This window comes from Methanobacterium congolense, from assembly GCF_900095295.1.
GTDB classification, from domain to species: Archaea; Methanobacteriota; Methanobacteria; order Methanobacteriales; family Methanobacteriaceae; genus Methanobacterium_C; species Methanobacterium_C congolense.
The window spans coordinates 1045378-1061178 of sequence record NZ_LT607756.1; the positions used below are offsets into that span (position 1 = coordinate 1045378).

Annotated in this window: 14 protein-coding genes; 11 read left to right on the forward strand and 3 right to left on the reverse strand. The window is 38.6% G+C overall.

The genetic code is table 11. The features are described from left to right. Window positions 1-51: 51 nt before the first annotated feature. From MCBB_RS04980 to pdxS, 9 genes are all read left to right on the forward strand, one after another. On the forward strand, window positions 52-954 hold the full coding sequence (locus MCBB_RS04980; RefSeq protein ID WP_394327150.1) for a formylmethanofuran--tetrahydromethanopterin N-formyltransferase: 903 nt from the start codon (window positions 52-54) through the stop codon (window positions 952-954). Next, on the forward strand, window positions 951-1889 hold the full coding sequence (locus MCBB_RS04985) for a carbohydrate kinase family protein (RefSeq protein ID WP_071906722.1): 939 nt from the start codon (window positions 951-953) through the stop codon (window positions 1887-1889). Before MCBB_RS04980 ends, MCBB_RS04985 begins: the two co-directional genes overlap by 4 nt. Before the next feature lie 202 nt (window positions 1890-2091). Beyond that, on the forward strand, window positions 2092-2856 hold the full coding sequence (locus MCBB_RS04990) for a 4Fe-4S binding protein (protein WP_071906723.1): 765 nt from the start codon (window positions 2092-2094) through the stop codon (window positions 2854-2856). Then, window positions 2846-3481 carry a CBS domain-containing protein gene (locus MCBB_RS04995; RefSeq protein WP_071906724.1) on the forward strand — a complete coding sequence of 212 codons (636 nt, stop codon included), beginning with the start codon at window positions 2846-2848 and terminating at the stop codon, window positions 3479-3481. The genes MCBB_RS04990 and MCBB_RS04995 overlap by 11 nt, the downstream gene beginning before the upstream one ends. 262 nt (window positions 3482-3743) lie before the next feature. Next, window positions 3744-4883 carry a trans-sulfuration enzyme family protein gene (locus MCBB_RS05000; protein ID WP_071906725.1) on the forward strand — a complete coding sequence of 380 codons (1140 nt, stop codon included), beginning with the start codon at window positions 3744-3746 and terminating at the stop codon, window positions 4881-4883. Between the two features lie 405 nt (window positions 4884-5288). Then, complete coding sequence (gene thiI / locus MCBB_RS05005) at window positions 5289-6455, forward strand: tRNA uracil 4-sulfurtransferase ThiI (protein ID WP_071906726.1); 1167 nt, start codon at window positions 5289-5291, stop codon at window positions 6453-6455. A gap of 152 nt (window positions 6456-6607) precedes the next feature. Continuing rightward, window positions 6608-7432: a sulfide-dependent adenosine diphosphate thiazole synthase gene (locus MCBB_RS05010; protein ID WP_071906727.1), complete on the forward strand. Its 825-nt coding sequence runs from the start codon at window positions 6608-6610 to the stop codon at window positions 7430-7432. Window positions 7433-7618: 186 nt separating this feature from the next. Next, window positions 7619-8074 carry an MOSC domain-containing protein gene (locus MCBB_RS05015; protein ID WP_071906728.1) on the forward strand — a complete coding sequence of 152 codons (456 nt, stop codon included), beginning with the start codon at window positions 7619-7621 and terminating at the stop codon, window positions 8072-8074. Window positions 8075-8492: 418 nt separating this feature from the next. Further along, the gene (gene pdxS / locus MCBB_RS05020; protein WP_071906729.1) at window positions 8493-9374 is read left to right on the forward strand and encodes a pyridoxal 5'-phosphate synthase lyase subunit PdxS; all 882 of its coding nucleotides are present in this window, start codon (window positions 8493-8495) and stop codon (window positions 9372-9374) included. Window positions 9375-9561: 187 nt separating this feature from the next. Here pdxS and MCBB_RS05025 read toward each other — a convergent pair whose 3' ends face one another. Further along, window positions 9562-10725 carry an aldo/keto reductase gene (locus MCBB_RS05025; RefSeq protein ID WP_331709801.1) on the reverse strand — a complete coding sequence of 388 codons (1164 nt, stop codon included), beginning with the start codon at window positions 10723-10725 and terminating at the stop codon, window positions 9562-9564. 216 nt (window positions 10726-10941) lie between these two features. Between MCBB_RS05025 and MCBB_RS05030 the strand changes: the two genes are divergently transcribed. Then, a complete protein-coding gene (locus MCBB_RS05030; protein ID WP_231916413.1) occupies window positions 10942-11577 on the forward strand; it encodes an exopolysaccharide biosynthesis protein in 636 nt (211 codons plus the stop codon). Between the two features lie 677 nt (window positions 11578-12254). Here the strand turns inward: MCBB_RS05030 and MCBB_RS05035 are convergent. Both MCBB_RS05035 and MCBB_RS05040 read right to left on the reverse strand, forming a co-directional pair. Then, window positions 12255-13361, reverse strand: a complete 1107-nt coding sequence (locus MCBB_RS05035) for an acyltransferase family protein (protein WP_071906731.1) — start codon at window positions 13359-13361, stop codon at window positions 12255-12257. Between the two features lie 266 nt (window positions 13362-13627). After that, window positions 13628-14635, reverse strand: coding sequence for a TIGR00341 family protein (locus MCBB_RS05040; RefSeq protein ID WP_071906732.1), 1008 nt, complete (start codon window positions 14633-14635; stop codon window positions 13628-13630). Window positions 14636-15201: 566 nt separating this feature from the next. Between MCBB_RS05040 and MCBB_RS05045 the strand changes: the two genes are divergently transcribed. Then, window positions 15202-15654 (forward strand): hypothetical protein, encoded by a 453-nt coding sequence (locus tag MCBB_RS05045; protein WP_071906733.1) that lies wholly within the window; start codon window positions 15202-15204, stop codon window positions 15652-15654. Window positions 15655-15801 lie beyond the last annotated feature (147 nt).

The window sequence follows — 15801 nt, forward strand, 5'->3', positions numbered from 1 at the left end:
TTATTTTAAAGAATTATTAAAGAATTTAATACAGGATGGAAGATGTAAAATATGAGCATGGAATCTAATATAGAATCTAAACTTGAAGACACCTACTGCGAAGCATTCAAAGGCATATGCTCAAGGGTTATTGTAACAGCAGATGATGAAGAAACGATTAAAAGAGCAGCATACGATGCCACATCAACACCCGGAACAGTTATTGGAAGGGTTGAAGGAGGTGTTGAATCATTTATAGATGGTTCAAAAACTCCAGACGGTAGAGATGGAGTCATACTACAGTTCTGGTACAACACCACAGATATCCAAAAATTTGAGGTGGAACTGTCCTACAGGATAAGACAGGACATACTTGTAAAACCATTCACAAGCCTGTTCGATGCATCAGTGGATCCTGCAGGTAAAATAGGTACCATGAAACAGGTAGGCCACTGTGGAGACGGCTATGAATGGGAAGAAAACCTCTACGGAAGGGATATGATAGTGGTACCAATAGCAATACCAGATTTCAAGATAGAAAGGGAACTGGGTTACATGAATGGAATCATGGGTGCAAACTTCTGGTACATGTGCAGCAGCAAGGAAGCTGTGCTTGAAGCTGGAAGAGCCGCACTCAAAGCCATAGAAAAAGTTGAAGGGGTTATAACACCCTTTGATATCTGCTCTGCAGCTTCAAAACCTGAAACCAACTATCCATGGATCGGACCAACAACCAACCATCCATACTGCCCATCCCTTAAAAAAACACTTCAAGAAGAATCAATGGTCCCTGAGGGTGTGGGTTACATTCCTGAGATCGTGATAAACGGTCTGAACATGGAAGCAGTACAAGAAGCCATGAAGGTGGGTATTGAAGCCACACTGGACTTCGATGATGTTTTAAAGGTATCTGCAGGAAACTACCAGGGAAAACTTGGAGACTACAACATACCACTTAAAGAGCTGTTTGAATGAATCTAGATGTTGTTGGATTTGGAGCCCTGAACCTTGACAAACTCTACAGAGTTAACAAAATAGCCTGTAAGGATGAAGAATCATATATAACAGGTTTAACAGAGTCCTGTGGAGGCTCAGCAGCCAACACCATAGTCGGGCTTTCAAGACTTGGCATGAAAACAGGGTTCATAGGTAAGGTTGCAGGTGACCGTGAAGGATGTTTACTCCTTAGAAACCTTCAAAATGAGGGTGTCAACACAGAGGCTGTGGTACAGGCACCTGAAGGTAGAAGCGGTTCAGTATCAGGATTTGTTGATAGTGAAGGTCAGAGGGCATTATACGTTGATCCGGGGGTTAACGACCTTATTGAACCCTATGAAGTTCCTGAAGATTATATTCAGGGGGCACGTGTTCTGCACTTAACCTCATTCGTTGCAAACACATGCAATCAATCTCTGGAGGCCCAAAAACAACTCTTAAATGAGATTCCAGATGATGTTCATGTGAGTTTCGACCCGGGAATGCTATACATAGAGAGGGGTTTGGAATTCCTTGAACCATTCCTCCAAAAAACAGACATACTCCTCATAAACGAAGCAGAATTAAAGCTTCTTCTAAATGGAGCAGGTGAATCACAGGATATATGTGAATGTGGAAGTAAAAAACTCCTTGAATACGGAGTAAAGATGGTTGTTGTGAAACGTGGGGACAGAGGTGCATACGTTACAGACGGCCAGTCCTCCCATTTCGTTGATGCTTTAAATGTTGAATGTGTTGATACAACAGGAGCTGGTGATGCATTCAATGCAGGATTTATCTATGGATTCATTAGAGGGGAAAACCTACTACAAGCAACCAAAATTGGTAACTTCACTGCAGCCTGCTCAGTACAGAAGAAAGGTGCAACAGATGGACTGCCAGATACATCAAAGCTTGAAGAAATGGATCATTAACGCATTCATTCCTGATGAATTCCATGAAGATTTATAAAAACTTTTATAAAAGAAATTACGAATCATCATTTAAGGAGATATATCATATAAAATTCCATGATAAACTAATAACAGGAGTTAATTAAAGTATCTTGTGCGTTAATGATAGGATAATTGAATTTCTCGATTGTGGAGTTGTGATTAAAATTTAAAAGGTGTGATTATGGATATAACATTTAAAAAGAAGAAGAATGCTCTTGAGGGAGAGGTTGTTGCAAAATCGAGGGATATGGAGCACGGTGCTGAGGAATTCAAGCCTGAAATCGAGGAATGCTCCCTCAAACAGAGATTCATAACCATATCTCCAGAATGTGTAAGGTGCAACCTCTGTGCTGAGGAATGTCCAGTTGATGCTGTGCAGGACGCAGAATCAACCAGACCCGCAAAGATACTTGAAAATTGTGTTAAATGTGAAATTTGTGCTCAAACATGTCCTGTTAAAGCTGTACATGTACTGGAGGGCACATCTGCCGTTGGAGAGGATGTTACCTACAACCTGCAGGATGTTCAGGTTCCCCACAGAACCCTCCGCATGGAGAACATCTCAGTGGACAGTGAGAAATGTTCATCATGTGGTACATGTGAAAAATTCTGTCCAACCAATGCAATAACAGTACCTGAAGGTGAAACCGCAATTATAGACCTTGATGCATGTGTAGGATGTGGTGCATGTGCAAACGTATGTCCAGAAAATGCAGTGGACCTTCAGAGAAAGTTAGGTCCGGTTATCAAGCAGGAAGAACTCTTTGTGGATGATGATATCTGTGTTGCATGCGGTGTTTGTGAAGAAAACTGTCCTGTGGATGCAATAAAACTTGAGGATGAAGAAGTGGTTATCTCCAAAGATAAATGTATATCATGTGAAGTTTGCTCTAGAAAATGTCCTGTTGGAGCATTAAATTTTGAGAGGTTATCTGATGAAAGTTAGAGAATTGATGGATAAGGAATTTGTATACGTTTCACCCGAAGAAAGCATTACAGATGTATCAATTAGAATGGAGAAGTACAGAAAGTTCACAAGCCCGGTTCTTGACAAGGAAATGAAACTCGTTGGCTGGATAACCTCACTCGATGTTATGAGGGCTTTCAGAGAGGGTAAAAAAACCGTTGAAGAGGTTATGTACCCTCCAGAAGAGACAATATGCGTTAAAGAAAATGATCCTGCAAGACTTGCAGTTTTGAAGGCTGCAGAGTACAGAGTTGTTAGCATACCTGTTCTAAATGAAGATGGAGTTGTTGTGGGTATTGTAAGGTCCTTCAACATAGTTAGAACCCTCTCCCAGCTCTACGAGATCAAGGTCTCAAAGGTATTTGAAGCAATGGAAAGTGAACTGAAGGGTGTAAGCTGGGACGAGCTCATGGAAGCTGCTGCATTTGTAACCAAAAGGGAGACCGGTGAAAGGATCAAAGCAAAGGAATATGAGGAACGTATCAAAAATTCAACCTTTGGAGAGGCAATATGGGCAACAGGCGGTCTTGAAAAATTCTTTGTGGGACTCATAGCCATAGGTGAACTTGTTATTGCAAGAAAAGTTGCAAGGGCAAGGAAATAAGTATCCTCAATACTTTTTTTTATTTTGAAAGGGTTCAAAAGGTGACGGGATACCCTTCAACATTCAATTTTCTCCATTTTATCATGATCTAGAACCGCAACTTTTTTATACAACAAAATATAACGATTGTTATATAACTATAGTTAAAGATCCTGGAAATTCAGGGATATAATACACTAAACTTCTTAAATAAAATCTAAAATTTCAATTATAACATTATGATCTCTAGACTACGGTTTTTATAGTGTTTAGGAGGTTAAAAATGAAATTTGATACAAAAACTATACATGCTGGAAGAAAACCCTGTAAGATTACGGGTGCAATTTCAACACCAATTTACCAGACTTCAACATTTATCTTCGATGATTTTGACGAACCTGGGGAGTACGATTATACCAGAACCAACAACCCAACACGTAAAGCCCTTGAAAATGCCCTTGCAGAACTTGAAGGCGGTGCAGCAGGATTTGCATTTGGAAGTGGAATGGCTGCTGTAACAACTGCAATACACCTTTTAAGTGCAGGAGACCATGTTATATGTGCAGATAACATCTACGGTGGCAGTCACAGGTTGTTTGCTGAGATCATGACTCGTTTTGGTGTTGAATTCTCATTCGTGAGGATAACTGATGAAGAAAGCCTTAGAAATGCCTTAAAACCCAACACCAAGATGATATGGGTGGAAACACCTTCAAACCCGCTTTTAAACATCATAGACCTTGAAGTGGTTTCAAAGGTGGCAAAGGAGCAAGGAATACTCACTGTAGCAGACAACACCTTTGCAACACCCTACTTCCTACGGCCCATTGAGCACGGTATTGACATAGTTCTTCACTCAACAACCAAGTACCTCAACGGCCACTGTGATGTTATAGGTGGAGCGATAGTAACTGCAACGGAAGAACTTGGAGAGGAGGTTCATTTCCTCTTAAATGGACTGGGGACCAATGCTTCACCATTCGATTCATGGTTGGTGCTCAGGGGTTTGAAGACACTGCCACTTCGAATGGATAAGCATGAACTGAATGCACAAAGGGTTGCAGAGTACCTGAACCAGCATCCGGGGGTTAGTCAGGTTTACTACCCTGGACTCCCTGAGCATCCAGGTCACCACATTGCAGCACGTCAGATGACGGGTTTTGGAGGAATAGTGTCATTCAAACTCAAATCTGAGGGTGATGTCAGGCCTTTCCTTAAAAATCTGGATCTGTTTTCCCTTGCAGAGTCGCTTGGAGGTGCAGATTCTCTTGTTGAACATGCTGCGACCATGAGCCACGCATCCATGTCCGAAGAGGCAAGGGGAGAGGCAGGCATTACAGATGACCTCATAAGACTTTCCATAGGCCTTGAGGATGCAGATGATTTGATTGAAGATCTTTCAAGGGGATTGGATGGTGGATAAAGGGGAAGAATCCATTAAAATTCTTCTTCCTTTAAAAGGAACATCCCATCAAAACATTTATATGTAACGATAGTTATATAACAATTGTTAATTAATGTTTGTTGGATGTTATTCCTTACAAAGCCATTCCCCTTTGAAATAGGAAAAATAAATGGAATTGAACTGCAGTTTCTGCGATTTAAAGGAGAGTTCTTCAGAGGACGATTATAATACCAAATAATATTGAAAATCCAATATTAAAAAGTATTAATAAAACCTTTAAATTTATTGTAAGAAAAGGAGATTTGATTTTCCTTAAAAGAAAATATTAACAACTAATAACGGTATAAATTGAATAATGATTTTACTGCAGAATTAAACAGAATTAAAGATAATTCTTATGAACCTATAAAGGGGAATTTTATAATGGAAAAAAACAAGCCAATAATTGTTAGATATGGTGAAATAGGAGTAAAAAGTCCTAAAGTAAGGAAAAGATTTGAAAAAAAACTCATATCAAATATCAAAAGTGTTGTTGATGGTAAAATAGTTTTAAATCAGGGCAGGATATTTCTATTTCCTGAAGATCAGGAGAAAGCTATTGAATCCCTTAAAAAGATATGTGGAGTGGTTTCATTCAGCCCCACAGTTGAAACAGTGACGGATCATGATGCCATAAAGGAAACAGTTGAAGCCTACATGAAGAAACTCATTGAAGATGGTGTTTTTTCACCTGAAAAATCCTTTGCAGTGAAATGCAGAAGGGTTGGAACCCATGAATTCTCAAGCAGAGAAATGGCAGGATTCTGCGGTTCAGTTGTAGTTGAACTTACAGGTGCACCTGTAAACCTGTCAAATCCTGATTTTAGACTTAACGTTGAAGTTAGGGAGGGTAGAACTTACATATTCCACGAGAAGATTCAGGGAATCGGAGGATTACCACTTGGTACCCAGGGCAGGATGATTGCACTTGTATCTGGAGGCATTGACTCTCCTGTAGCGTCCTTTCTCATGATGAAAAGAGGATGTGACCTTACAATACTGAACTTCGACAACTGTCCCTACACATCAGGATCAAATGAGAAGATCATCAAGATCTACAAGAAACTCAAAGAATATGCAGCAGGATCTGATTTAAGACTTTACCAGGTGAATTACGGAGGATTCCTCCAGAAATGTGAGGAAGAAGCTCCTTCAAGGATGACATGTGTCCTCTGTAAGAGTGGAATGTACCAGATCGCAGAAAAACTTGCACAACGTGAAAAAGCATTTGCAATCATCGATGGAAGCAGTGTGGGGCAGGTGGCATCTCAGACACTTCCAAACATACTTGCAACAAGACATTCAACTTCAATGCCAATATTAAGTCCGTTGATTGGTTTGGACAAGCTTGAAATATCCGAGATGGCCAAGAAGATAGGAACATTTGACATATCCATCCTTCCTGATGGTGGATGTTCAGCAGCTCCAAAACACCCTGAGACGAATGCAGTTCTTGAAAAGGTACTTGAAACCCAAGAAGAAATCAGCATGGACGCAGAACTTGAAGCAGTATTCTCCACCCTTAAAAGACTGGATTTAGAACTGGATTGAGTTTTAAGGTAGATCCAGTGATGCATTTAGTAGTGGCACATTTATTAAAGGGCGCAACATTCAGCAACACCATTTAGAAATCCATGTAAAGCATGGAGCATCCTTCAACATCATTAAACTTAAAAAAACATATTATTTAGGAGGATCAAAGAATGGAGATATTCTCAAAGGTATCTGAAAAAGATGTTACAAAGGCAATTGTATCTGGATTTGCAGAAGAATTCCTGGATTACATAGAAAGCGACGTAATAATAATAGGGGCCGGTCCAAGCGGACTCATAGCCGCAAAGAGACTTGCAGAAAACGGTGTTAAAACCCTCATCATAGAGAGTAACAACTACCTTGGAGGAGGCTTCTGGATCGGCGGATACCTCATGAACAAGTTAACAGTGAGAGAACCAGGTCAGAGAATCCTCGATGAAGTAGGAGCACCATACAAAAAGGTTCAGAAGGGACTTTACGTTGCTGACGGTCCACATGCATGTTCAAAGCTCATAGCAGCAGCAATGGATGCAGGTGCCAAGGTCATAAACATGACCAAGTTTGATGATGTTGTTGTAAGGGAAGATAAAGTTGCAGGTGTGGTTATAAACTGGACACCTGTCTCAGCACTTCCAAGGGCAATAACCTGTGTTGATCCGGTTGCAATTGAATCCAAGATAGTTATAGATGCAACAGGCCATGATGCAGTGGTTGTAAAATCACTTGAAGAACGTGGACTCGTTGAAACAGAGGGTTTCGAACCAATGTGGGTTGAAAAATCAGAGGATGCAGTTGTTGAACACACAAGTGAGGTTTACCCCGGAGTGTTCGTCACAGGAATGGCAGTTGCAACAACCTACGGAAAACCAAGGATGGGACCAACCTTCGGTGGAATGCTCCTATCTGGAGAAAAGGCTGCAGAATTAATCATTGAAAAACTGAATTCCAATCCTTCATCTGGATCTGAAAAGGCAGGAATAAAAAGCTCAAAATAAGGGATGAGCTGATAAATATTCAGATTTAACCTGATGAAGAACTGAATGATAAGAAAGCATTGGATAAACAAAATCATTTGGATGGGAGTTAAATACATGAACCATTTCAATTTACTGGAACCACTTTATGGGTAACCACATCCTCATGTAACTGTAATCAAATAAATTAAAAATCAAGTGTTAAACATGAATTCAACCAAAACGCCATCACAAAGGATATTGGCAGTCTGTACAAGTACTAATAAGGGTATGAAGAAGAAAAACGTCCAGAGGGAAGTTCTCGTGGAAAACAGTGGCTTTTCAGGAGATGCCCACAGCAGCCCAGAAACCCACAGACAGGTCAGCCTCCTTGCAATGGAGAGCATAGACAAAATGAGGGAGTTGGGACTGGATGTTAAACCCGGAGATTTTGCAGAAAACATCACAACCTGCGGTTTAGATCTCACACCATTACCTGTTGGAACAAGACTCTCTGCAGGTCAAGATGCAGTCCTTGAAGTGACCCAGATAGGTAAAGAATGTCACAGTCCCTGTGAAATCAGTAGACAGGTAGGAGACTGTATAATGCCTAGGGAAGGCATCTTCTGCAGGGTTATAAAGGGTGGTAACGTTGAAACTGGGGATGAAATAAGGATTATCTAAAAATTATCCAATACTTTTTCATCACACTCCTTTTTCTTTAATAGATATAACCATTCTTTTTTTTCTGTAAAAAGCCTTTTTCTGGGAATCGTGATGCATAACGTATGATTTATTCAAATAAATTAAAAAGATTAAATTAAAAAAATTTTTACATCTCAAATAAGTTACATCTCAAATAAAAATTAATTCAAATAAAATTTAAAAATAACTTAAAATAAAAAGAACAAATCTTATATTCACTAAATGGGAATTAAAACAAATAAAATTATAAATCAAAATAAATTCTATTTAAGATGTTAAGAAATTATTTAGGAAATTCTTATTTAATTGATTAAAAAAAATAATTTCATTTAACAATGAATTTTAATAAAAAAATAAATTTAAACAAGTAAATCTAAGATCAATGGAGGAAATTATTATGTTGCATGGTACTGAGGTTATTAAGAAGGGTTTTGCTAAGATGACTAAGGGTGGGGTTATTATGGATGTTGTGAATGCTGAGCAGGCTGGTATTGCTGAGGATTCTGGTGCTGTGTCTGTTATGGCGTTGGAGCGTGTGCCTGCGGATATCAGGGCTGCTGGTGGTGTTGCTCGTATGGCGGATCCTTCTAAGGTTCAGGAGATAATCGACGCAGTGTCCATTCCGGTTATGGCTAAGGCTCGTATTGGTCATTTTGTTGAGGCTCAGGTCTTGCAGTCTTTGGGTGTGGATATGATCGATGAGAGTGAGGTACTTACTCCTGCTGATGAGAGTTATCACATTGATAAGACGCAGTTCACCATACCATTTGTTTGTGGTGCAAGAAACCTAGGTGAAGCACTGCGTAGAATCAATGAAGGAGCAGCCATGATCCGAACCAAGGGCGAAGCAGGAACAGGAAACGTTGTAGAGGCTGTTAGACACATGCGCGTGATACAGGGAACCATCCGAGAACTACAGGACAAAAACGAAGAGGAACTATGGGCAGTGGCAAGACGTGAAGAAGCACCACTGGAACTCGTTAAAGAAACAGCCAAACAGGGCAGACTACCAGTTGTAAACTTTGCAGCAGGAGGCATAGCCACACCAGCAGACGCAGCACTCATGATGCAACTCGGATCAGACGGAGTATTCGTAGGAAGCGGAATATTCAAATCCGAAAACCCAGAAACAGTAGCAAAAGCAATAGTACAAGCCACAGCACACTACCAAGACGCCGACCTAATCGCACAAGTCTCAACCAACCTCGGAAAAGCAATGCCAGGACTCGAAATCAGCACAATACCAGAAAACCAAAAACTACAAAAAAGAGGATGGTAAATGAGTTAAAGGGAAATCTGGATATTTCCCTTAATTATTCATCCTATAAACCATCTTACATTTAATTACTCATTTTAATGCTTGTTTAATTGTATTTATTTTAATTTAAATGATTCAAACCATTCAATTTTTTTATCCTGAAACTTTAACCTAGTTTCACTTTGAGAAATTCACCTTAAGAAAGAATCTACTTCTTTTCAAATGTCTCACGTGTTTCCTTGAGGTACTTCCTTATTGGGAGGTTCTGTGTGCAGTTTTTCTCGCACTCACCGCACTCTGTACAGTAACCTGCACTCATCTTACGGCCCATAAGGTGGAAGTAGTTTCCAGATGGTTTATCAAGGTTCTCGTAGATGTAAACATCGTCCAGAAGGCTCAGGTTCAGAGGAATGTTAACACCCTCTGGGCATGGCATGCAGTAGTTGCAACCTGTGCATCCAACATGGACCCTTGATCTGTAGGCTTCCCTGACATCATCTATGAGATTTCTCTCATCTTCGGTCAGGGATCCTGGAATTCCACGTTCTGCAATTTCAACGTTCTCAACAACGTCATCCATGCTGTTCATACCGCTTAAAACGAGGTTCACATCTTCATGGTCCCAGAGGAATCTGAGGGCCCATTCAGCCAGACTTTTTCTGGTCTTCGCCCTATCCCACAACGCCTGGATGTCCTCTGGAATGTTTCGGGTTAAGCATCCTCCACGGAGTGGTTCCATAATTGCAGTTCCAAGTCCTCTCTTTGCTGCATATTCAAGGCCTTTTCTTCCTGCCTGAAAGTCCTGATCCATGTAGTTGTACTGGATCTGGCAGAAGCTCCACTTGTAGGAGTCCACAGCCTCGATGAAGAAGTCCAGTTCATCATGGAATGAAAAACCTGCATACCCTATTCTGCCGTCTTCAACTGCCCTGTCAAGAAACTCAAAAATATCATATTCCTGGAGCATGGGCCAGAAACGCCTGTGAAGACCATGTAATAAATAGAAATCTATTCTGTCTGTCTGGAGCCTCTTGAGCTGCTCATCAAGAATCCTGTCCATATCCCCCTTTTCCTCTACAAGCCATATTGGAAGTTTGGTTGCAAGTTTCACCTCATCCCTCAAACCTTCACTCAGGAATTCTCCTAGGAAGGTTTCACTTGCACCTCCAACCTTGGGTGAGGCTGCATGGTATGGATAGGCAGTGTCCACGTAGTTCACACCATTCTCAATTGCATAGGTCATCATCTTCCCTGCAAGGGGTTTGTCTATGTTTTCTGGTCTTCCACCAATTGTTGGAAGCCTCATACATCCAAATCCAAGTATTGAAACTTTTTTGCCTGTTTTTCCAAATTCTCTGTAAAGCAACGTCATTACTCCTTCAATGCAATCATAATATCTTAGATATTCTGTAATTTTGATTGTTAATATATTCCCAGCATCAGCTAATAATATTATCGGTAATCCAATACTTTTTTTCACAAGTTTTATATTCAACTTTAACAGATGAAGAGTGTAAACCTTATAAATTTGAAAGAAGTTTTGATTTTATAAGTTATAACCTGTTGATTGAGATTAGAGGTCTAAATTTTGATAAAAACATCCAAAAAACTTAAGATATCTGATTTTATTGGAGGTATATCCTCTGATATTCCAGAGGAGGGAATATCCTTTGAAGATTTTTTAGGGCTCATAGGTGAATATGGGGTCCTGATCACCTCTTTGATACTGGTTGCGCCATTCTTATTACCTGTCTCGATCCCAGGAAGCAGTCTGCCCTTTGGACTTGCAATAATCCTCCTGAACGTTGCAGGAATTTTGAAAAATAAGCCTATTATTCCAAAAAGGGTTATGGAGTACCGGGTGTCCAGGGAAAACTTTTCAAAGATCATGAATGGTCTGGCACGTGTCCTGAGGGGTGTTGAAAGGTTTTCAAAACCAAGACTGTCCATTGTAACCCGCAATCCAGTTATGAGGTATGTGAATACTGTAATCACCATCATCTGTGCCTTTCTCCTGATGCTTCCACTTCCCATCCCACTCACTGATTTTCTACCAGCATATGGAATTCTCTTTCTAATGCTGGGCTCCCTTGAAGGGGACGGATGCCTCCTGATTGTAGGTTACCTTCTGGTTGCAGTTACCTTTTCGTACTTCGTATTCATGGGGATAATCGGAATTGATGGACTGCAGATGATCCTGCATCACGTTGGCATATCATTATGATCTTGGAGCAACTCAAACTGAAAAATATATTTTTTTTTAACTTAGGAAATCTATTCATCTTGAAGTATGAACCTGAATTTTGGGATTTTTCATGCTGCTTCCACCCCATGATCCATTTTTTCTTTTTTGTCTGAAGATACACCACCCCATGTATATCGTAACATGTAAAAACAGTGATTTCTCATGATTTCCATTTTGGCCATTTTCTTCAGTGCTGCACATAATGGATCTTACGCTTTGACTTTGTTGAACCCAACTTTGTTAACTTTAAGTGAATAAATTTTTTTTCTTTGTTATAGGGTTGTTTGGTAACCCGCGGGATAACTAAATGTTGATACTTCGCTGTGCATCGATTTGGTAACCTTTGGGATAACAAAATGTTTCACACTTCGTTATAGCATTGTTTAACGAAGTAAACTTTCATATAAATTTGGGTTAAAAAGGAGTATCTTAACTTATTTTCACTCCAGACATGTGACTGAGTTATATATAATTTAAATACATATTATTAATCCTTAGAATCTAATTTTAGTACTATTTTATATTGGAATAGAATATTTTTCGCAAACCTTACAAATATTAGTAATACTACGGATTTTTCAAGGTGTTATCAGATTCTGATAAAAAAAGAAGTGAGGAAATATTTGTTCCCTGGAGCTTAATAAGGAAGAGTCTTTTTAGCCTTTGATTCCAAAGAGGAATCTGACCCCCTTTATCCTTCTGACTACTTCAATGGTGGCTATGGTGAATATGAAACTCAATGCCATTGTAAGGATTACTTGGAGGGCCATCATGTTGGGTATCCATCCAATGATATAGTAGGCAAAGAGGTTGACCCATATTATGTGGAAAATGTAGATGGGGAAGGATGCCGCAGATAGATATAAAGTTGTGCGGTTTTTGAATTCCAGGTAATGTTTACCCATTCCCATCACACCCAGAACTCCCAGCCACAGGATGGCATTTACAAATAGTTTCACCAAAAACATGGATAAGAAGGATGCTACTGTGAAGGTTGAAGCAGTGGCAGTAGTTCCTGCTGGGCCGATGCTAGGCACAGTCATCACAAGGTATATGATGGTTAAAACCAGGAAACTGATGAATAGTGGCCATCTCTTATCCTCCAGTTTTTGTTGGATACCATCATCAGATAGTAAAAAGTATCCGAAGATGAAGAGTAAGAAGAATTGTACTATGCTTTTTTCAGGATACAAGTTGATGAAGAAACTTCCAAGGGCCAGGGGGATGATGAGTAACAATAATTTGGGTAGGGTTACTTTTTCTATGGGGATTTTCCATGTTCCATTTCTGTATTTCATTATGATGGGGAGTGCCACCAGGGAGATGATGAATAAGTATAAAAGGAACCATAAGGGGCCTATGAGTAATCCATTCCCAATGTTTTGTAAGGCGTTGCTGAAATGATACAACATGAAGCTGAGGAAGTTTCCAGTGTATCCATTGTAAAGGTATCCGAAATATACACTCACGGGTATTACTAGGATAACGCCTGCCACTGAGGGGAGGAGAAGTTTGGATACTCTTTCTTCCAAGTACTGCTTTGCATCCCTCCTTTTCAGGGAATAATAGGTGGTGATACCTGCAATGGCAAAGAGTAGTTGCATGAACCATGGTGCGAAGGTTAAGATGAAAGCATTGGCAATACTTGAGTTGGCAACGTGGAAGTAGTATGATCCAATGCCACTGTAGATAAGTAACGTATGATATGGAAACAGGATCAAAATTATAAGCCAGCGTAGATTATCAAGATAATATTTTCTCATTTTATAACTCTCCTAGTAACAAGTTTAGTAACAGGTTATCCTCAAAAAATAGAAGACCATATTTTACTCCTTACAATATATCTGGAGTTCTTAATCCTCTTATAATCAGAGTAATGTATTTATAAATAGTAATATCTTTAGAATAATATAATTTGTTATAAAATGAAAAACAAAAAATTTAAATAAATTTATATACAATATTAAAGATTTATTTTAAATCATTGATGAAAGGGTGTGGATTTAGAATTCCTTATGATTCAGATCTATCAATTATTCAAATTGTATGCTTTTGAATTAATTACCTCAACCCTGAGTGTTTTTCCATGAAGTTTCCCCTTTAGGGACTGATCTAGTTCTTCAATAGGTGGCAAAGTACCATCTCCTACAACCGCAACGACCACAGTATCATTGAAAATATCTGTATTGACTGCGGTAACAGCATATCCTGTGTCGTTCAACCAGTTACTTGATTCTTCGTAAACGTTTTCTTTTAAACTGTTATCCATTAAAGTTTGATAACTGGTATAAGCCAGAGGCACTGTTATCAAAAAAATCAAGATCAAAGCAATAAAAATACCTTTACGCCTTGCACTAAATGATTGATTATTAAAGGACACTTTAGAAAAGCCCATAACTCCAAAAAGAACAGCTCCTGTGAGTAAGATGGCAAAATAATTGGTTAAAAATAATAGAAGACTTCCCATGGCCAGGGAAAAATTGGAAGTTGCCAATAGGATACCGGTATTAGATAGTGGGGGAACTAAAGAAATTGCAATGGCCACCCCAGGTAAGGTATCTGAGACATCCTTTCGTGACATGGCAAAAGCTCCAGCAAGCCCTGTGACCACTGCTGCTAAAAGATCCAAAAGTTTTGGTGAAGTACGGATCATAATTTGATCGATGGTTTGAGGGTAAACAAGGTTAGACATTGGGATTGTTAAAAAGAAACCAACTGCAAGTGCAGCAAGAATTCCTCCAAGGCTGATAAGTAGCGAATTTTTGATAGCATAACGATCACCAATGCTGATACCAAAAGCAAGGCCCATAATGGGCATCATGAGTGGTGCGATAATCATGGCCCCAATAACCGCAGCCACAGAATTTCCAAGTAGTCCATAGGTAGCAATGCCTGAAGAGAGGATCAAAAGACAGAAAAATTTTACCAATTTTTTTTGTAAATCCGGTTTTTCAAACAATACGAGATCCCGCAGTCGTTTTACCTCTGATGCATCAACAGGATCACCATGTAAAAGTGTGCCAACTGATTTTAACATTGTTATTCACCATTTAGTATATATTAGTGAGATTATCAAATTACCAAACCTTGGGTATTGATCTACTTTTATTACCTATTTCTGTAGATCTAATATATTTTATTTTGCTAAACAAGTTTTATAAATTATTAAAAACTATTTTAGTGTGTTAAGTTTACCTTCACTGGCTACTTACGTTGAAATTGCCAAACTACTGCAACTCAGATGAACAAAAAAAGTATGTCCCGTCAAGGTTGGTGGAACTTAGATCATAATCCAATTTCCATTATCATTCCATTAATAATACAAGTATGACCTAATTTATCAATTATTACAATCGGGAGTGTTGTGAATAGTTTATAGTACTGCGGAAGTTTAATTGTGAAATAAAGATTTAAAAGATAAAGGAATAAATTCTTTTTCTTTTTTTATTTAACGTAGACCCGCATATAAGGTAAGAAATAAATTAAACAATAATATCCTTGTTGATAAAAATAATCCTCAGTATATGCCTGGGTAAAGATTCAGTTCAAAGGCTACTAAAACTATAATTAAGAATTAAAAGTGTAGTTAACCGGTGAATAGAAATGGAAAATAATCTTAATGACTACAAACGAGATTTGATATATGCTTCAATAGTGATGGTAATCTTATTGATTATATATAAATTAGTTATCATCTATTTGTTACGTGATGGGGATGTGGTTGGTATAACTTCTGTTATCCTTCTGATTACTTTGATTTTTTTGCCTTATTTACCATTTATACTCCCCTTTTATTTAGGTTATAAAATAGCGGAAAAACTTACATCTTTAGAATATGGACTTATTTTAGCTGTAATTTACCTTGCAGTTGATACTATTGTTTCATCTTTATATATCCTTTCTCAACTAAATGGCACATCTGGAGAGAAAGCAGCCATACAAACATTATTACAATCAGGAAACATAACCTATTTTACCCCTTTAAGTAGTATAATCTTTGTTATAACTGGTTTCACTGTACTAAGTTTCATTGGATTCTTATTAGGAAAAAAATAATATTTATTGCACCTATACCTATCTAAGAGTTACAATTATTGGTGGCGTTTGTGGAATAGATAAACGTTTAAAGCAAAATATGTAAAAATTTAAAATTTAAGTTTTATTAACGAACCAAAAACCATAATCATTGACTTAAGTAAAAAG